The organism is Citrobacter arsenatis (assembly GCF_004353845.1).
Taxonomy (GTDB): domain Bacteria; phylum Pseudomonadota; class Gammaproteobacteria; order Enterobacterales; family Enterobacteriaceae; genus Citrobacter; species Citrobacter arsenatis.
This window is the reverse complement of sequence record NZ_CP037864.1, coordinates 5,009,410-5,027,223: the sequence shown is the minus strand read 5'-3', so window position 1 is coordinate 5,027,223 and position 17,814 is coordinate 5,009,410. Positions and strand designations below refer to the sequence as shown.

The window sequence follows — 17,814 nt, the reverse complement described above, 5'->3', positions numbered from 1 at the left end:
GTTCTTAACTAAAATTAAAAAATAGTTCAATCCATCAATTGCTTACTTAATCTTGGATCTGCCTGAATCAGGCGCATTAACTTCAATTCGGTAGTGGAAGGCTTTACGCGTTTAGACTCCCATTCATGAACCATCGCAACCGTCACGCCCATCACTCGGGCAAAATCGTCTGTTTTTAAACCTGTCCCTCGTCGTAGCTGTTCAAATTCGGTGAAAGGGTTGGTTTTTTGCGTCAGAGTGACCGTCTGCGATACATCTTTAAAAACAATCTGCTCCAGACTGCTCAGCAGTTCAAACATAGGATCTTTGTATTCCATTGAGAACTCCTACAAATCACACAGCGGGATCGTGAATTTCATCGAAGCTCATTAAGAGTAGTCGGAAAAAATGAAGCCGGATTTAAGCTTTGCGTGATGGATTCGTTTCAGCGGATCGCGGGAGACAATCTTTTGCAGGCTAACGAACTGATAAAGGTCGGGATCTGCGAACGATCGATTCCAATTGTAAAGATGACTAAAATATGACGCCGTGTGGCAAATGCAGCATTGTTTAGCAAAACGAAGGGGGGTGGGAGCGGTTATTTTCCCCCACAAGATTACGCGGAAAGGGTATCTTGCGGGGCTGACCTGGACTATCCTTGTCAACGTCAGGCACGCGGGTGTCGTTGTGCGCATTTTTGGGTGAAAGGAGTATTAAAATGGCGACAGGTAAGTCCTGCTCTCGCTGGTTTGCGCCTGTTTTGGCGCTCTTAATGGTAGTTGGCCTGAGTGGGTGTTTTGATAAAGAAGGCGATCAACGCAAAGCGTTTATCGATTTTCTGCAGAATACTGCAATGCGTAGCGGCGAGCGTTTACCAACGCTGACCGCCGATCAGAAAAAACAGTTTGGCCCGTTTGTGTCCGATTACGCGATTCTTTATGGCTATTCACAGCAGGTTAATCAGGCGATGGACTCCGGTCTGCGCCCGGTGGTTGATAGCGTAAACGCGATTCGTGTTCCTCAGGATTATGTGACTCAGCGTGAACCGCTGCGTCAGGCAAATGGTGCGCTGGGTGTGTTAGGGCAGCAGTTGCAGAATGCGAAATTGCAGGCGGATGCTGCGCATGGCGCGCTGAAGCAGGGCGAGGATCTGAAGCCGGTCTTTGACCAGGTCTACAACAAAGTCGTCACTGTACCTTCAGAGGCGTTACAGCCGCTGATCCCTGCCGCGCAAATCTTCACGCAGCAGTTAGTGCAGGTCGGTGATTTTGTCGCGCAGCAGGATACACAGGTGAGCTTTGTCGCCAACGGTATCCAGTTCCCAACGTCACAGCAGGCAAGTCAGTACAACACGCTGATTGGCCCGTTGGCTTCTCAGCATCAGGCATTTAATCAGGCCTGGACTGCCGCGGTGAATGCTGCTCAGTAATTAAGACGCTGTAATACATAAAAGGCCGGGTGAGCGTAAGCGTTACCCGGCCTTTTGTTTATGGCGCGACCTGCGGATTCACGCAGTTCTTCTCAAGGTGTCCTTGCAGCGCATCGATTAAATTATCCACAGCACAGGCCGCCATGTTATAGCGCGTTTCATGCGTGGCAGAACCAATGTGTGGCACGGCAACCACGTTTGGCAGCGACAGCAGCGGTGAGTCTGCCGGTAACGGCTCCTGCTCAAACACATCCAGGCCTGCGGCATGAATTTCCCCGTTTTGTAGGGCGGCAATCAGCGCTTTTTCATCAACCACTGGCCCACGTCCGGCGTTAATGAAAATGGCGGAAGACTTCATTTTGGCAAACTGTTCGGTACTAAACAGATGATGCGTTTCGTCGGTTAACGGCAGGATCAGGCAGACAAAATCGGACTCCTGCAGCAGCGTATCGAGATCGCAGTAACGTGCATTGAAGCGTTCTTCTGCTTCCTGATGATGACGGCGCGCGTTATAAAGAATTGGCATGCTAAAGCCGAAATGCGCGCGTTGCGCGAGCGCCAGCCCAATGCGGCCCATGCCAACAATCCCCAGCGTTTTGTGGTGCACATCGGTACCAAACCAGTCCGGCCCGATACTTTTGGTCCATTCGCCAACTTTAACCCGTTCAGCGACTTCTACCACGCGGCGAGCAGTGCTTAACACCAGCGCCATCACCGTATCGGCGACGGTTTCCGTCAGCACGGTTGGCGTGTGCATCAGCAGCACCTTACGCGCGTTGAGGGCGTCGACATCGAAGTTGTCATAGCCTACGGAAATCGTGGATGTCGCACGCAGCCTGGGCATTTTCTCCAGCAGAGCGGTATTGACGGCTTCACTGGAGCCCAACAGACCTTCTGCATTGGCAAAAGCGTCGGCATGCTGTGCGACCGTTTCCGGGCGCAGGTTAGGCACCTGAGTCACAGTAAAATGCTCTTCCAGGCGATGAAGTAAATCGTCAGGTAACGCTTTATAGAGAATAATGGACGGCTTCATGCGAATCTCCGTAAGTTAAAATTTAAGCGTGGCGTGCGCCAATAGGTAGCTGTTGATTATTAGCAGGCTTAACGATCAAAGTTAGCCACACTGAGACAAAAAGCGCTACCCCCATAAAAATGTACGAGGCGGACGGGCTGCCGGTTGCACCATTGAGGTAGCCGACAAACCATGAACCAAAGAATGAGCCGAGCGCGCCCATACTGTTAATCAGCGCCATGGCTCCACCGGCGACGTTGCGCGGCAGCATTTCCGGGATGATGGCGAAGAAGGGGCCATAGGGGGCGTACATTGCCGCACCCGCGATAACCAACAGCGTGTAAGAAATCCAGAAGTGGTCTGCGCCCACGGCCCAGGAGCCGATAAAAGCGAAAGCGGCTATTAATAACAGTGGCCAGACAAACAGCTTACGATTTTGCAGCTTATCGGACGCCCAGGAGACGAGGATCATCGCCGCCGTCGCCGCCAGATAAGGTACAGATGACAACCAGCCAACCTCTACCATCCCCAGATTTGCACCGCCGTTGCGGATAATTGACGGCAGCCACAGGACAAAACCATAGACGCCAATACTCCAGGTGAAATACTGCATGCACAGCAGGATGACGTTACGTGAGCGGAAGGCCTCGCTGTAGTTACGTACGGCTTTGATACCTTGCTGCTCTTTTTCCAGTTGTGCCTGAAGGGCTGCTTTTTCAGATTCTGACAGCCAGCCGACCTGAGAAGGTTTGTCTTTTACCAGTACCCACCAGCAGAACGCCCAGATGATGGCCGGGAAACCCTCGATGATAAACATTTCCCGCCAGCCCAGCGCCTGGATCAGATACCCGGAAACCACGGACATCCACAGGACGGTAACCGGATTACCGAGGATCAGGAAGGTGTTAGCGCGCGAGCGCTCGGATTTCGTAAACCAGTTGCTGATATAAATCAGCATTGCAGGCATCACGGCGGCTTCAACGACACCAAGAATAAAGCGGATGGCAGCAAGCATTGGAATATTGCTGACCATACCGGTTAGCGACGCGCATGCGCCCCAGAGGATCAGACAGACAAAAATCAGTTTTCGTACGCTGCGGCGTTCGGCGTAAATTGCGCCTGGGATCTGAAAGAAGAAATAACCGAGGAAAAACAGCGCGCCCAGCAGGGAAGAGATCCCTTTGGTAATGCCGAGGTCCTCGTTGATACCGGCGGCGGAGGCGAAGCTGAAGTTTGCACGGTCAAGGTACGCCAGGCTATACGTGATAAACACGATTGGCATGATGTACCACCAGCGTTTTGCTGCATTAGTTGAGCTATTCATAGACTGCCCTCTGGTTATGCTGTTACGCCGCCTCTGTATGTAGGGTACAGAGTTGGCCGGGAATTTATTCCCCTAATTGTTCACGTGTGGGTAATCCTTCGCTGTCGCCCTGAACCTGAATGGCCAGTGCGCCAATCTTATTGCCACGGGTCACCGCCTGATGCAGCGAGCGGCCCTCCAGCAGGGCGCTGATAACGCCCACGGCAAAGCCATCCCCTGCGCCGACCGTATCGACCACGTTGTCGACTTTTACCGGCACAACGCAGCCTTGTTCGCCGCTGGCGGTTTTGTACCAGGCGCCATCAGCCCCGGTTTTGACGATCACAGCCTTCACCCCATGGCGCAGATAAAAGTCGGCGATGGCTTCAGGCGTCTGCTGGCCGGTTAAAATCATGCCCTCTTTTAACCCGGGTAAAACCCAGTCAGCCTGAAATGCCAGCCGGTTCAGTTTTTCCACCATTTCGGTTTCGCTTTTCCACAGCACCGGGCGCAAATTTGGGTCGAACGAGATGGTCTTCCCCTGGGCTTTCAGCGTGCGGGCGGTATGCGCCAATAGTTCATAGGAGCTGGCGGAAAGCGCTGCTGCTACGCCGCTCAGGTGCAGGTGACGCGCGCTTGCAAAATAGTCCTCATGGTAATCTTCAACGCTGAGGTGGCTGGCAGCTGAACCTTTGCGGAAATATTCCACAATGGGATCGGTTCCATTTTCGACCTTAGATTTAAGCTGAAAGCCGGTAGCGTAACGCCCGTCCCGGGTGACTCCCTGCGCATCTATCCCTTCTTTTTCCAGCGACTTAACGATAAAACGGCCAAAACTGTCGTTGCCTACGCGGCTCACCCAACCGACCTTCAGGCCCAGACGGGCAAGACCGGTCGCCACGTTAAGCTCCGCGCCTGCAACGCGCTTGATAAACTGCTCTACATCCGCCAGTTCGCCAGTTTGCGTGGCGACAAACATCGCCATCGCTTCACCAATAGTGACCACATCCAGTGAATTTTTCATGCGTTACTCCTCGCGTAACAGCTCGACGTAGTGGCGGGTAACCGCCGTCAAATCCTGCCCTTCCAGGGGGAACTCAATACCGCGCGGGACATCGTTGGGTAGCGTTTTGAGCAGCGCCAGCCAGCGCGAGTCTGCTGCATCTGGTGGTACGGCGCGGTAGCTGTCGCGATGGGCAACGGCGGCTTTAACATGGATATACCCAACGCTTGACGCCAGGTTCTGCGCCGCGTCTTCCGGGGAGTCGCCTACCCACAGCCAGTTGCCCATATCGAAGGTTAAAGATATCGGCAGGTTTTGCATCTGACAGGCTTCGTTAAAGCGCTGCATCGGCTGCAGGCGTCCGCAGGCGGTCTGATCGTTTTCAACAACCAACTCCATTCCGCTGTTGTCCAGCCATTCGCGTAAAACGTCGAACTGTTCGGTATGGGAAAAATGGCCGAGGGAGACTTTTAACCACAGCGCCTGCAGGGCCTGCGCTTCTTCAAGTCGCGCGGGAAGTTGGGGATTGAGGTTACCGTCCGCAAGGAACAATGGCTCAGGCGCTGAGTAACAGGCCAGCAGGCCGAAGATTTCGATCGCCGAGGCCATCGTAGAGAGCGTTTTCAGCTCGGCGTCGGTTAATAACTCGCGGCGGATTTCGACGCCGTCAGCACCGGCTTCGGCAATGATGGGCAATATTGCCGTTTGCCCGCCTGCGGCCCGCACCTGGTCGTGGCCGTAAGCGGCGGTGACCACCATAATTTTTCTTTTCATGGAAACTCCAGACTAGCGTTCTTGTTATAACGCTAGATGGAACCGGTTCCAAAGAAAAGCCTATGATGTCGAATTTATGATCACCATCACGAAGGTAATTTAACGGGCGGTAGAGCCGCGCACGATCAGCTCGCCGGAGAAGACCTGCTCCTGAATGGCAGCAGAGCCGCCATCAATTCGGCTTACAACCTGCTCAACGGCAGTGTAGCCAATTTGCCAGGTGGGTTGTTTCAATGTGGTAATACCTACGCCCGCCAGCTCTGCCCATTCCAGTTCGTCAAAACCGAGCAGGCCGATATCGCTGCCCCAGTTAAGGCCAATGCGCTTCAGGGCGCGGGCAACTTGCAGCGTGAGGGCACCGTTGGCAGAGATAACGGCTTTGCGCATTCCCCGATGCTGCTGGTGAAACTGGCGCAGCGTGTCATCCAGTTGCGTGTTGTCGGTTAGCGGGACTTCGGCATTTTGCGCGATAACGCCGGGGGACTGTGCGAGCGTAGCGCGAAAAGCGCTCAGGCGTTCGCGGCGGGTATTCACCATGCCGATTGGTTCGCTGAGGAACAGGATGGCTTCAAAACCTTGCTCGACCAGATGCTCAGTGGCAACCGTTGCCGCCTGGGTGTTATCCAGCCCGACCATATCACAGGCGAAATCGGGGATTTTACGGTCAATCAACACCATCGGCAGCGCAGACTGCTGCAAGCGGTTCAACCCCTCTTCGCGCATCCCAACGGCGTTGACCACAATCCCTTCAACCTGGTAACTGCGCAGCAGGTCAAGATAGTGCAACTCCTGATCCACTTCGTTGTTGGTGTTACAAACAAGCGGGGTAAAGCCCTTATCACGACAGGCGGCTTCAATTCCGCTGAGCACGTTGACGGAGTAGGGGTTGGTAATATCGGCGATGATCAGGCCAATCAGGCGGGTGCGACCGTGTTTCAGGCCACGGGCCATCAGGCTGGGTCGGTAGTCGAGATCGGCAATGGCTTGTTCAATGCGGGCCAGCAGCGCGTCGGAAAGCAGGTGCTTTTCACCGTTGAGGTAGCGTGAAATGCTGGTCTTGCCGGTTTTTGCGGCCTTTGCCACATCGCTGATGGTTGCCCGTGTTGATTTGCTCATCGCTGATTTCCCTGAATTTGGTGAGAATACCTTAGCGGGAAAATCTGACGAAGCAAGTAATTTGCCCGGTGGCGCAGCGCTTACCGGGCCTACATGTCGAACGTAGGCCCGGTAAGGCGAAGCCGCCACCGGGCTCAACGATTACTGCACAGGACTCAACGTAATCTCTACGCGACGGTTCTGCGCTTTACCTTCTGCCGTGCTGTTGCTGGCGATTGGATTCGCCGGGCCCATACCCTGAGTACGGATACGGTTAGCGGCGACCCCTTGAGTGATCAAGGCGCTGGCGACGGAGTCCGCGCGCTGCTGCGACAGACGCATATTCAGATCCTGGCTGCCGGTGCTGTCGGTGAAGCCCAGCACGTTAACCGCGGTTTTATTGTACTCTTTCAGGACCATGGCCACGCCGGTCAGGGTGTTAGCCCCGGCAGGTTTCAGGTTAGCGCTACTGCTGTCAAAGGTGACGTTGTTTGGCATGTTCAGAATGATGTTATCGCCACTACGCGTCACGCTGACGCCGGTTCCCTGCATTTTTTCGCGCAGTTTCGCTTCCTGGACGTCCATGTAATAGCCGATACCGCCGCCAACGGCCGCGCCAGCCGCTGCGCCAATCAGTGCGCCCTTGCCGCGATCTTTCTTCGAAGAAGAGAGTGCGCCAATGCCCGCACCGACCAGAGAGCCAATACCCGCGCCAATGCCGGATTTACCCGCTTCGCGTTCGCCGGTATAAGGGTTTGTTGTGCAGCCAGAAACCGCCAGGGCGCCGCTCACGATGGCAGCAATAACAAAAACACGTTTCTTCATCTCAATTCCTTAATGACTTATTCTTCTTTGCCACAGCGACGGTGGCGGTTGATTATGACGTGTGAACATGAAGAAAATTCCAGGGAAGACTCTGAAATTTGTAAGTAACATTGAACGGCAGAATAAATAAGCCGCCACATCGCATTCAGGAGCGCCATCTTGGCTAATTCACCCGCACATTACTCGGTGTTAACCGCTGCCCACTGGGGACCTATTCTCGTCGAAACCGATGGCGAGACCGTTTTCTCCTCCCGCGGCGCGTTGCCCACCGCTCATCCCAACTCTTTGCAAACCGTGGTGCGTGACCAGGTACACAGTAAAACGCGGGTACGTTTTCCGATGGTTCGTAGAGGTTTCCTCGCTTCGCCGGAAAGCCCACAGGGCGTGCGCGGGCAGGATGAGTTTGTTCGCGTCAGTTGGGATGACGCGCTGACGCTTATCCATACGCAGCATAAACGCATCCGCGACAGCTTCGGCCCGGCCTCGATTTTTGCTGGTTCCTACGGCTGGCGCTCCAACGGCGTGTTACACAAAGCCTCGACCCTGTTACAGCGTTATATGGCGCTGGCGGGTGGTTATACCGGGCATCTGGGGGATTACTCGACGGGGGCTGCACAGGCCATCATGCCTTACGTGGTGGGCGGTAACGAAGTTTACCAGCAACAGACCAGCTGGCCTGTCGTGCTGGAGCACAGCGATGTGGTGGTGTTATGGAGCGCCAATCCGCTGAATACCCTGAAGATTGCCTGGAACGCTTCCGACGAGCAGGGCCTTGCTTACTTTGAGGCATTGCGTGACAGCGGGAAACGGTTGATCTGTATCGATCCGATGCGATCGGAAAGCGTCGATTTCTTTGGCGATAAGATGGAATGGATCGCCCCGCATATGGGGACCGACGTAGCGCTGATGCTGGGTATCGCGTATACGCTGGTGGAAAACGGCTGGCATGACGAGGAATTTCTCGCCCGGTGCACGACCGGCTATGACCGTTTTGCCGACTATCTGCTGGGTAAATCTGACGATGTTGCAAAAACGGCAGAATGGGCATCCGACATTTGTGGGATTCCGGCGGCGAAAATACGTGAACTGGCGGCGATATTTCACCAAAATACCACCATGCTGATGGCGGGATGGGGGATGCAGCGCCAGCAGTATGGCGAGCAGAAGCACTGGATGATCGTCATCCTGGCCGCCATGCTCGGGCAAATCGGCACGCCTGGCGGTGGCTTTGGGCTGTCGTACCATTTTGCCAACGGTGGTAATCCAACGCGCCGGGCTGCGGTGCTGGCTTCAATGCAGGGCAGCGTTAAAGGTGGTACCGACGCGGTGGATAAAATCCCGGTGGCGCGGATTGTCGAAGCGCTGGAGAACCCCGGGGGCTTTTACCAGCACAACGGAATGGACCGCCATTTCCCTGACATCCGCATGTTGTGGTGGGCGGGCGGCGCTAACTTCACCCATCACCAGGACACCAACCGTTTAATTCGCGCCTGGCAGAAACCGGAGCTGGTGGTTATCTCAGAATGTTACTGGACCGCCGCAGCGAAGCATGCCGATATCGTGCTGCCGGCGACGACGTCGTTTGAGCGTAATGATTTGACCATGACCGGCGACTACAGCAACCAGCATCTGGTGCCGATGAAGCAGGTTGTGCCGCCGCAGGACGAAGCGCGAAATGATTTTGATGTCTTTGCTGAGCTGAGTGAACGCTGGGAAAAGGGCGGATATGAACGGTTCACCGAAGGCAAAAGTGAACTGGGGTGGCTGGAGACTTTTTACAAAATTGCCGGGCAACGTGGGGCCAGTCAACAGGTGACGTTGCCGCCTTTCGCCGAGTTTTGGCAGCGCAACGCCCTGATCGAAATGCCGGAAAACGCCGCAAGCGCGCAGTTTATCCGCTTCGCGGATTTTCGCCGTGATCCGCAGGCGCATCCGCTGAAAACGGACAGCGGTAAAATTGAAATCTACTGTGCGAGGATTGCCGGTTACGGCTACGCGGATTGTGCGGGACACCCGATGTGGCTGGAGCCAGATGAGTGGTTCGGTAACGCCGAGCCGGAACAGTTACAACTGCTGTCTGCTCATCCGGCGCACCGTTTGCACAGCCAGCTTAACTACAGCGCGTTGCGCGAGCAGTATGCGGTAGCGGACCGCGAGCCGGTCACGATTCATCCGCAAGACGCCCATGCGCGCGGCATTGTGGATGGCGACACGGTCAGGGTGTGGAATCAGCGAGGACAAGTTCTGGCGGGCGCAGTCGTGACGACAGGAATCAAACCTGGCGTCATTTGTATTCATGAAGGTGCCTGGCCTGATTTGGATCTCGCTGCTAACGGTATTTGTAAAAACGGTGCCGTCAACGTGCTGACCAAAGATCTCCCCAGCTCGAAGCTGGGGAATGGTTGCGCGGGCAATACTGCGCTGGCGTGGCTCGAAAAATACAGCGGACCGAAGTTGACGCTTACGGCGTTTGATCCGCCTGCCAGCCCATAATCCACGTGGGATGGTGAGTCTCTTCTTGCCATGCGCCGTCTTCAATGCGAAAACCCAGCGCATGGTAGAAGTTCACCGCCGATTGATTCTTCTGGTAGACCTCCAGGCTGAGTAGCGAAAAGCGCTGCTGCACATGCTGCACCAGCGCTTTGCCGATCCCGCTTCTGATGGCAGCAGGCGCGACAAACAGCGCGCCGAGAAAGCGGTCGTCAATAACGCTGGCAAAGCCTTTGAGCTTGCCTTCTTCTTCCCACACCCAGGTTTGCGCGGCTGGCAGGTAAACATCACGCACGATAGATTCACTTTCGCGCCAGTAGCGCTCTTCGATAAACGGATGGGCATGGATTGTGCTTTCCATCCACAGCGCCAGAATCGCCGGTAGATCGTCAGCCTTTGATTCACGAATCATGTTGCTCTCCTGGGTAACAGATGCAGCTGGTGACATGATCGTTGACCAGGCCGCACGCCTGCATAAAGGAGTAACAAATGGTGGTGCCGACAAACTTAAATCCGCGTTTTTTTAACGCCTTAGACAGCGCGTCTGATGCAGGCGTTGAGGTGGGGATATCGCTCAGGTTGGCGGCGCGGGTTACTTGCGGTTGGTTATCAACAAATGACCAGACGAACTCGCTAAACGATTCTCCGTTTTGTGCCATGGTCAAAAAGGCGCGAGCATTGCCGATAATGGCCTGAATTTTTCCGCGATGGCGAATAATGCCTGCATCCAGTACCAACCTTTCAACATCCTCTTCAGTCATAGCCGCCACTTTTTCCGGGTCAAAATGGTGGAAGGCGTGGCGATAATTTTCCCGTTTCTTCAGCACGGTAATCCACGATAATCCGGCCTGCTGGCCTTCCAGGCAGATCATTTCGAACAGCTTATTGCCATCGGTTTCGGGGACGCCCCATTCCTTGTCGTGGTAGGCAATGTAAAGTGGGTCTTGGCTGACCCATCCGCAACGCTGCATATTCTTCCTCGCTGTTTTTACTGGCGTAAAAATTTCATTCGGCCCGCCTTGACGCGCCAGCTAAAAAGACAATATTTAATACAGGGCCTGATGGGCCCGATATCCTTCACACAATGACAATAATATCGCCGAATTCGGCTCTTTTCTGGAGTCGCGTTGATGATTATAAGAAACAGTAGTGGTCGCCAAAGGTTAACTCTGGCGAGCGTCATAGTTTGTGCGCTGTCCATCAATACAGCATATGGCTGGCAACAAGAATATATCGTTGATGCGATGTCAGGGCATACGGCTGAACGCTATACATGGGACAGCGATCACCAACCACGTTATAACGACATTCTGGAAGAACGCATTCGCTCCACTCAAAATGTGGCGGGGCCCGTGGTGAATCTGGAGGATCAGACGCCTATGGATGCGACCAGCGGCATGAGTCTGGGCTGGAACTTCCCGCTTTCAAGGCAGGTGACAACCGGTCCGGTTGCCGCGCTGCATTATGACGGTTCAACCACGTCTACTTATAACGAATTTGGCGATAGCGCGACGTCGGTAGCGCAGAACGATCCGCTGTGGCATGCCAGCGTTAGCACGCTGGGCTGGCGAGTCAATTCGCAGTTCGGTGATGTGCGACCGTGGGCGCAAATCAGCTATAACCAGCAGTTTGGCGAGAATATCTGGAAAGCGCAGTCGGGCCTCAGCCGCATGACGGCGGTGGGGCAGGACGGTAACTGGCTGGATGTTACCGTCGGCGCGGATATGCTGTTGAACCCGCATATGGCGGCTTATGCGGCGCTCTCGCAGGCGGAAAATAGCACCAACAACAGCGACTATATGTACACCATGGGTGTGAGCGCCAAATTTTAACGAAAAAAAGCATCAGTAAAACATCTCTTTTACATATTGAGATCAACAATCACACGCGCCTCAGTGATAGCGTGTACTAACTCATGCGATAAAATTCAGTAACCCGACTTTTTGTCTCGTCATTCATTCCGCAATCCAGGCATTTCATTCCGTCCTGGCGGCATTTCATGCCGTTTTCTCCTGGTCATAAAAGCGCTTCGGTATGGTTGTTGGCAGAGAATTTCCCATTTTGTTTATGCAGGAAGACTGCCATGAAAACTTCTGATTATCAGCGTACCCGCTGGCTAACACTGATCGGCACCATTATTACCCAATTTGCTTTAGGTTCTGTTTATACCTGGAGTCTGTTTAACGGTGCGCTCTCTTCTAAACTTGATGCGCCGGTGAGTCAGGTTGCATTTTCATTTGGTTTGCTGAGCCTCGGGCTGGCGATTTCTTCTTCCATTGCCGGGAAGCTGCAGGAACGTTTTGGCGTGAAACGCGTCACCATGGCCTCCGGTATTTTACTGGGTGTCGGCTTCTTCTTAACCGCTCACTCCGACAGCTTGATCATGCTGTGGCTAAGCGCCGGTGTGCTGGTGGGTCTGGCGGATGGCGCAGGCTACCTGTTAACGCTTTCCAACTGCGTAAAATGGTTCCCTGAGCGTAAAGGGCTGATCTCCGCCTTTGCCATCGGTTCTTATGGCCTTGGCAGCCTCGGTTTTAAATTTATCGACAGCCAACTGCTGAGCACCGTGGGTCTGGAAAAAACCTTCATGATCTGGGGCGCGATTGTGCTGGTGATGATCGTCTTTGGTTCCACGCTGATGAAAGATGCGCCGAATCAGGAAGTGAAGGCGAAAAATGGCGTGGTCGAGAACGACTACACCCTGGCGCAGTCCATGCGTAAACCGCAGTACTGGATGCTGGCAGTCATGTTCCTGACGGCGTGTATGAGCGGCCTGTATGTGATTGGCGTAGCGAAAGATATCGCACAAAGTCTGGCACATATGGATGTGGCAACGGCGGCGAATGCGGTTACCGTTATTTCTATCGCGAACCTGTCTGGCCGTCTGGTGCTGGGGATTCTATCCGATAAAATCTCCCGTATTCGCGTTATCACTATTGGCCAGGTCGTTTCGCTGGTGGGTATGGCTGCACTGCTGTTCGCGCCGCTAAATGACGTCACCTTCTTTATGGCAATTGCCTGTGTCGCATTTAACTTTGGCGGCACCATTACCGTGTTCCCGTCCCTGGTCAGTGAATTCTTTGGTCTGAATAACCTGGCTAAAAACTACGGCGTTATCTACCTGGGCTTCGGTATCGGCAGTATCTGCGGCTCCATTATCGCTTCGTTGTTTGGCGGGTTCTATGTGACCTTCTGCGTTATCTTTGCGCTGTTAATCATTTCGCTGGCGCTTTCTACCACTATTCGCCAGCCACAACGTAGCGTCTACACCGAGGCGCACGCCTGAATCTATTAGTAGTATGATTAATACCTGGCGCATATATTTACAAAAATATATGCGCCATTTGCATTCTCTATAAGCACTTTTGCCCCCTCCTGTGGTCTACTTACCCGCGCCCGTAGACATTTCACCTCTGCTGTTGTCGCATTTTTCCCCTGTTAGGCCTGATTGGCCTCTTCACAGGGTGTTTTTATCCCGATCCCCAGGGTTTGTTTGCATGAGATACATTAAGTCGATGACGCAGCAGAAACTCAGTTTCTTGCTGGCAATCTATATCGGTTTGTTTATGAACTGTGCTGTATTTTTCCGTCGGTTTAGCGGATATGCACACGAGTTTACCGTCTGGAAAGGACTCTCTGCGGTTGTTGAATTAGCTGGCACTGTGCTGGTGACCTTCTTTTTATTACGGCTTCTCTCTTTATTTGGTCGGCGCGCCTGGCGTGTCCTGGCAACCTTTGTCGTGCTGTGTTCTGCGGGTGCCAGTTATTACATGACCTTCCTGAATGTGGTAATTGGCTACGGTATTATCGCGTCCGTAATGACCACCGATATTGATTTATCGAAAGAAGTTGTCGGCTGGCATTTCATCGTGTGGCTGGTTTCGGTCAGTATTATTCCGTTGGTGCTGATTTGGAGTAACCGCTGCCGCTATACCCTGATGAGACAGATTCGTACGCCGGGTATGAGATGGCGTAGCGTGTCGGTCGTATTGTTAGCTGGCCTGCTGGTATGGGCGCCGATTCGCCTGCTAAGCATGCAACAGAGAAGCGTTGAACGTGAAACCGGCATCGATTTACCCAGCTATGGCGGGGTCGTGGCGAACTCCTATTTGCCGTCAAACTGGCTCTCCGCGCTGGGGTTGTACGCCTGGGCACAGGTGGATGAATCTTCAGACAACAAATCGCTGATGAACCCGGCGAAAAAGTTTACCTATGTTGCGCCTAAAAATCTCGACGACACCTATGTGGTCTTTATTATCGGGGAAACGACCCGCTGGGATCATATGGGGATTTTTGGCTATGAGCGAAATACTACGCCAAGGCTCGCCCAGGAGAAAAACCTGGCTGCATTCCGTGGCTATTCCTGCGATACGGCAACCAAACTTTCGCTGCGCTGTATGTTTGTGCGTGAAGGTGGGGCGGAAGAAAACCCGCAGCGTACGCTGAAAGAACAAAACGTCTTTTCCGTGCTCGGTCAGTTAGGATTCAAAACAGACCTCTACGCGATGCAAAGCGAGATGTGGTTCTACAGTAATACCATGGCGGAGAACATCGCCTACCGTGAGCAGATTGGCGCGGAGCCGCGTAACCGTGGCAAAAACGTTGACGATATGCTGCTGATTACCGAGATGCAGCAGTCTTTGCAGAATAATGAAGATGGTGACAAGCATCTGATTATTCTTCACACCAAAGGCTCGCATTTTAACTACACTCAGCGCTACACCCGCGAATATGCGCAGTGGAAGCCGGAGTGTGTCAATGTTGATAGCGGCTGTTCGAAGGCCGAGATGATCAACTCGTTTGATAACTCGGTAACCTATGTTGATCACTTTATTACCAAAGTTTTCGATCAACTGCGCGATAAGAAAGCGATAGTCTTCTACGCCGCCGATCACGGTGAGTCGATTAACGAGCGCGAGCACCTGCACGGTACGCCGCGTAAAATGGCCCCGCCTGAGCAGTTCCGCGTTCCTATGATGGTATGGATGTCAGACAAATATCTGGAAGACCCAGACCATGCGAAGGCGTTTGCACATCTGAAGCAAGAAGCTGATATGAAGGTGCCGCGTCGTCATGTTGAACTGTACGACACCATTTTGGGTTGCCTCGGTTATACCTCGCCAAATGGCGGTATTAACGAGAATAACAACTGGTGCCGTATCCCGGATGCGAAGACGGTTACGGCTCAGTAATTGGGCTGCTGACTTTCTCAGCGATCAAATGGCATTTTGGTACTAAGGGATTGACGGGGGCGCGGCTGAGCAGTAAGATGCGCCCCGCATTCGGTGATTGGCGCAGCCTGGTAGCGCACTTCGTTCGGGACGAAGGGGTCGGAGGTTCGAATCCTCTATCACCGACCAATTTAGAAAAGCCCGCTCTCTGAGCGGGCTTTTTGCTTTCCGGAATCCACGAGGATGAGAACCTCCGGGGGCAAGAGGTTCGACTCGAGCGTAGCGAGAGAACGTTGCGTCAGCAACGGCCCGTAGGGCGAGCCACGCAGTGGCGAGTAATCCTCTATCACCGACCAATTTAGAAAAGCCCGCTCTCTGAGCGGGCTTTTTGCTTTGTAGGCCTGATAAGCGAAGCGCCATCAGGCAAAACATTGCACGGTTTTGGCATTGCCGGATGGCGGCGCAAGCGCCTTATCCGGCCTACAGACTCAGTTTCATCTCGGCGTGTATGGCGTTATTCCAACCCCACCTTTGACCATCCTTTTATCTGCAAAAATTGTGCACCACTTCCCACTGACTGTTAACGATTCTGTGACATATTCCATTGCCTTTTTTTATATTTGCTTGAAACTTTTTTTGCGCTACTTATGGCTGAACCTGGCATTTTCCGCTGTGCGTTTTAACGTTCATGGTATTAATCGCTCAGATATGCAGCATTAATTTAGAAAGTTTTAAGAAATTGCATAATTGTTAATCACCAAATGTTGCGAAATATGAAGATGTTTATTCTGGCATAGTGCGCGTAGCACAAATTTCCCTGCTGAAAATGTCCTTCTGCACTTTTTTTAATCTTTGTTTGCGAATTCTCACCGTTGGTGTAAATCACGGTTACCTGTATTGACGTTTTCACATTCTGTTGACAGATTGTAGGGCATGAGGGGCATTTCATGGAGAATCCGCACTGCAACTCAGTCGCTTATGTGAACGGAATCCCCATCCTCTTAACGCCGACCCGGCCGGGTAAAAAACAAAAAAGGCCAGGCGGTGCAAACCCACTGCAAAGGGTAAAACAACAAACATCACATTTGGAGCAGAAGAATGAGTATTTCCTTGAAGAAGTCAGGGATGCTGAAGCTTGGTCTGAGCCTGGTGGCTATGACCGTCGCAGCAAGCGTACAGGCTAAAACTCTGGTTTATTGTTCAGAAGGATCTCCTGAAGGCTTTAACCCGCAGCTTTTCACCTCTGGCACTACCTATGATGCCAGCTCCGTACCGATCTATAACCGCCTGGTTGAGTTCAAAACGGGTACAACTGAAGTCATCCCGGGCCTTGCTGAGAAGTGGGAAATCAGCGAAGACGGTAAAACCTATACCTTCCACCTGCGCCAGGGCGTGAAGTGGCAGGACAGCAAAGATTTCAAACCGACGCGCGATTTAAACGCCGATGACGTGGTGTTCTCTTTCGATCGTCAGAAAAATGCCCAGAACCCGTACCACAAAGTGTCTGGCGGCAGCTATGAATACTTCGAAGGGATGGGTCTGCCAGATCTGATCTCTGAAGTGAAAAAAGTGGACGATAAAACCGTTCAATTCGTGCTGACTCGCCCGGAAGCACCTTTCCTGGCTGACCTGGCGATGGACTTCGCGTCTATTCTTTCCAAAGAATATGCGGACAACATGCTGAAAGCCGGTTCCCCGGAGAAAGTGGATCTGAACCCAATCGGAACCGGTCCGTTCCAGCTGCAGCAGTACCAGAAAGACTCCCGTATTCTGTATAAAGCCTTCGAAGGTTACTGGGGCACCAAGCCGCAGATCGACCGTCTGGTCTTCTCCATTACGCCTGACGCTTCCGTGCGTTACGCCAAACTGCAGAAGAACGAGTGCCAGGTGATGCCGTACCCGAACCCGGCAGACATCGCGCGCATGAAGCAAGATAAAAACATCAACCTGATGGAACAGGCCGGTCTGAACGTGGGCTACCTCTCTTTCAACACCGAGAAGAAACCGTTTGATGACGTGAAAGTCCGTCAGGCGCTGACCTACGCGGTGAACAAAGAAGCCATCATTAAAGCGGTTTATCAGGGCGCTGGCGTGGCCGCGAAGAACCTGATCCCGCCGACTATGTGGGGCTATAACGACGACATTAAAGACTACACCTACGATCCTGAGAAAGCCAAAGCGCTGCTGAAGGAAGCCGGTCAGGATAAAGGCTTTACCGTTGAGCTGTGGGCGATGCCGGTACAGCGTCCGTACAACCCGAACGCACGCCGTATGGCGGAGATGGTTCAGGCCGACTGGGCGAAAATTGGCGTTCAGGCCAAGATTGTGACCTACGAGTGGGGCGAGTATCTGAAACGCGCCAAAGCGGGTGAGCATCAGGCGGTGATGATGGGCTGGACCGGCGACAATGGGGATCCGGACAACTTCTTCGCTACCCTGTTCAGCTGTGCGGCAGCGAAAGACGGTTCCAACTACTCTCGCTGGTGCTACAAACCGTTTGAAGACCTGATCCAGCCGGCGCGTGCGACCGACGATCACAACAAACGTATTGAACTGTACAAGCAAGCGCAGGTTGTTATGCACGATCAGGCTCCGGCTCTGATTGTTGCTCACTCCACCGTGTACGAACCAGTGCGTAAAGAAGTGAAAGGCTATGTGGTTGATCCATTAGGCAAACACCACTTCGAAAACGTCTCTGTCGAATAATTAAAAGCAATTAAGGAAGCGCTGCGC

16 protein-coding genes, 1 tRNA gene and 1 other RNA gene are annotated in these 17,814 nt (G+C 53.2%); 9 read left to right on the top strand and 9 right to left on the bottom strand.

Annotated features, from left to right (window positions below; genetic code table 11):
* Positions 1–26: 26 nt before the first annotated feature.
* Entirely contained in the window at positions 27–317 is a 291-nt protein-coding gene (locus tag E1B03_RS25240; protein WP_003024273.1) for an HTH-type transcriptional regulator, read from the bottom strand.
* Between the two features lie 380 nt (positions 318–697).
* On the opposite strand from E1B03_RS25240, the gene E1B03_RS25235 reads away from it, so the two are divergent.
* Entirely contained in the window at positions 698–1,408 is a 711-nt protein-coding gene (locus E1B03_RS25235; protein ID WP_016154915.1) for a DUF3053 domain-containing protein, read from the top strand.
* Positions 1,409–1,466: 58 nt separating this feature from the next.
* On the opposite strand, the gene ghrB is transcribed toward E1B03_RS25235, so the two are convergent.
* The 6 genes from ghrB to E1B03_RS25205 all read right to left on the bottom strand — a co-directional run bounded on the left by ghrB (position 1,467) and on the right by E1B03_RS25205 (position 7,420).
* Positions 1,467–2,441, bottom strand: a complete 975-nt coding sequence (ghrB, locus tag E1B03_RS25230; RefSeq protein ID WP_103769477.1) for a glyoxylate/hydroxypyruvate reductase GhrB — start codon at positions 2,439–2,441, stop codon at positions 1,467–1,469.
* Between the two features lie 22 nt (positions 2,442–2,463).
* On the bottom strand, positions 2,464–3,744 hold the full coding sequence (locus E1B03_RS25225; protein WP_003837713.1) for an MFS transporter: 1,281 nt from the start codon (positions 3,742–3,744) through the stop codon (positions 2,464–2,466).
* 64 nt (positions 3,745–3,808) lie between these two features.
* A complete protein-coding gene (locus E1B03_RS25220; protein WP_133087116.1) occupies positions 3,809–4,747 on the bottom strand; it encodes a sugar kinase in 939 nt (312 codons plus the stop codon).
* Between the two features lie 3 nt (positions 4,748–4,750).
* Positions 4,751–5,500, bottom strand: coding sequence for a sugar phosphate isomerase/epimerase family protein (locus E1B03_RS25215; RefSeq protein ID WP_103769480.1), 750 nt, complete (start codon positions 5,498–5,500; stop codon positions 4,751–4,753).
* Positions 5,501–5,599: 99 nt separating this feature from the next.
* The gene (locus E1B03_RS25210) at positions 5,600–6,616 is read right to left on the bottom strand and encodes a LacI family DNA-binding transcriptional regulator (protein WP_103769481.1); all 1,017 of its coding nucleotides are present in this window, start codon (positions 6,614–6,616) and stop codon (positions 5,600–5,602) included.
* Positions 6,617–6,757: 141 nt separating this feature from the next.
* Positions 6,758–7,420 (bottom strand): OmpA family lipoprotein, encoded by a 663-nt coding sequence (locus E1B03_RS25205; RefSeq protein WP_101742802.1) that lies wholly within the window; start codon positions 7,418–7,420, stop codon positions 6,758–6,760.
* Between the two features lie 159 nt (positions 7,421–7,579).
* Here E1B03_RS25205 and E1B03_RS25200 point away from each other — a divergent pair, with 159 nt between their 5' ends.
* A complete protein-coding gene (locus E1B03_RS25200) occupies positions 7,580–9,913 on the top strand; it encodes a molybdopterin guanine dinucleotide-containing S/N-oxide reductase (RefSeq protein WP_133087115.1) in 2,334 nt (777 codons plus the stop codon).
* Here E1B03_RS25200 and E1B03_RS25195 read toward each other — a convergent pair.
* Together E1B03_RS25195 and tag are read right to left on the bottom strand one after the other, a co-directional pair.
* Positions 9,882–10,322, bottom strand: coding sequence for an N-acetyltransferase (locus E1B03_RS25195; protein WP_103769483.1), 441 nt, complete (start codon positions 10,320–10,322; stop codon positions 9,882–9,884). The two genes, E1B03_RS25200 and E1B03_RS25195, sit on opposite strands and share 32 nt — an antisense overlap.
* Positions 10,312–10,881, bottom strand: coding sequence for a DNA-3-methyladenine glycosylase I (gene tag / locus E1B03_RS25190; RefSeq protein WP_003827403.1), 570 nt, complete (start codon positions 10,879–10,881; stop codon positions 10,312–10,314). The genes E1B03_RS25195 and tag overlap by 11 nt, the downstream gene beginning before the upstream one ends.
* Before the next feature lie 159 nt (positions 10,882–11,040).
* On the opposite strand from tag, the gene E1B03_RS25185 reads away from it, so the two are divergent.
* The 7 genes from E1B03_RS25185 to dppA all read left to right on the top strand — a co-directional run bounded on the left by E1B03_RS25185 (position 11,041) and on the right by dppA (position 17,787).
* Positions 11,041–11,742, top strand: a complete 702-nt coding sequence (locus E1B03_RS25185) for an autotransporter outer membrane beta-barrel domain-containing protein (RefSeq protein ID WP_103769484.1) — start codon at positions 11,041–11,043, stop codon at positions 11,740–11,742.
* Positions 11,743–11,993: 251 nt separating this feature from the next.
* The gene (locus E1B03_RS25180; RefSeq protein ID WP_103769485.1) at positions 11,994–13,196 is read left to right on the top strand and encodes an L-lactate MFS transporter; all 1,203 of its coding nucleotides are present in this window, start codon (positions 11,994–11,996) and stop codon (positions 13,194–13,196) included.
* Between the two features lie 211 nt (positions 13,197–13,407).
* The gene (gene eptB / locus E1B03_RS25175) at positions 13,408–15,102 is read left to right on the top strand and encodes a kdo(2)-lipid A phosphoethanolamine 7''-transferase (RefSeq protein ID WP_103769486.1); all 1,695 of its coding nucleotides are present in this window, start codon (positions 13,408–13,410) and stop codon (positions 15,100–15,102) included.
* Positions 15,103–15,193: 91 nt separating this feature from the next.
* A tRNA-Pro gene (locus E1B03_RS25170) sits at positions 15,194–15,270 on the top strand.
* Between the two features lie 34 nt (positions 15,271–15,304).
* A non-coding RNA gene (locus tag E1B03_RS25165) (RtT sRNA) lies at positions 15,305–15,437 on the top strand.
* Between the two features lie 591 nt (positions 15,438–16,028).
* On the top strand, positions 16,029–16,265 hold the full coding sequence (locus tag E1B03_RS26290) for a hypothetical protein (protein ID WP_162604169.1): 237 nt from the start codon (positions 16,029–16,031) through the stop codon (positions 16,263–16,265).
* Positions 16,180–17,787: a dipeptide ABC transporter periplasmic-binding protein DppA gene (gene dppA / locus E1B03_RS25160; protein WP_133087114.1), complete on the top strand. Its 1,608-nt coding sequence runs from the start codon at positions 16,180–16,182 to the stop codon at positions 17,785–17,787. Before E1B03_RS26290 ends, dppA begins: the two co-directional genes overlap by 86 nt.
* Positions 17,788–17,814 lie beyond the last annotated feature (27 nt).

Bases quoted from the DNA above. Each gene is read 5' to 3' on its own strand.
- E1B03_RS25240 (WP_003024273.1), bottom strand. From the start codon at position 317: ATGGAATACAAAGATCCTATGTTTGAACTGCTGAGCAGTCTGGAGCAG.
- E1B03_RS25235 (WP_016154915.1), top strand. From the start codon at position 698: ATGGCGACAGGTAAGTCCTGCTCTCGCTGGTTTGCGCCTGTTTTGGCG.
- ghrB (WP_103769477.1), bottom strand. From the start codon at position 2,441: ATGAAGCCGTCCATTATTCTCTATAAAGCGTTACCTGACGATTTACTT.
- E1B03_RS25225 (WP_003837713.1), bottom strand. From the start codon at position 3,744: ATGAATAGCTCAACTAATGCAGCAAAACGCTGGTGGTACATCATGCCA.
- E1B03_RS25220 (WP_133087116.1), bottom strand. From the start codon at position 4,747: ATGAAAAATTCACTGGATGTGGTCACTATTGGTGAAGCGATGGCGATG.
- E1B03_RS25215 (WP_103769480.1), bottom strand. From the start codon at position 5,500: ATGAAAAGAAAAATTATGGTGGTCACCGCCGCTTACGGCCACGACCAG.
- E1B03_RS25210 (WP_103769481.1), bottom strand. From the start codon at position 6,616: ATGAGCAAATCAACACGGGCAACCATCAGCGATGTGGCAAAGGCCGCA.
- E1B03_RS25205 (WP_101742802.1), bottom strand. From the start codon at position 7,420: ATGAAGAAACGTGTTTTTGTTATTGCTGCCATCGTGAGCGGCGCCCTG.
- E1B03_RS25195 (WP_103769483.1), bottom strand. From the start codon at position 10,322: ATGATTCGTGAATCAAAGGCTGACGATCTACCGGCGATTCTGGCGCTG.
- tag (WP_003827403.1), bottom strand. From the start codon at position 10,881: ATGCAGCGTTGCGGATGGGTCAGCCAAGACCCACTTTACATTGCCTAC.
- E1B03_RS25185 (WP_103769484.1), top strand. From the start codon at position 11,041: ATGATTATAAGAAACAGTAGTGGTCGCCAAAGGTTAACTCTGGCGAGC.
- E1B03_RS25180 (WP_103769485.1), top strand. From the start codon at position 11,994: ATGAAAACTTCTGATTATCAGCGTACCCGCTGGCTAACACTGATCGGC.
- eptB (WP_103769486.1), top strand. From the start codon at position 13,408: ATGAGATACATTAAGTCGATGACGCAGCAGAAACTCAGTTTCTTGCTG.
- E1B03_RS26290 (WP_162604169.1), top strand. From the start codon at position 16,029: ATGGAGAATCCGCACTGCAACTCAGTCGCTTATGTGAACGGAATCCCC.
- dppA (WP_133087114.1), top strand. From the start codon at position 16,180: ATGAGTATTTCCTTGAAGAAGTCAGGGATGCTGAAGCTTGGTCTGAGC.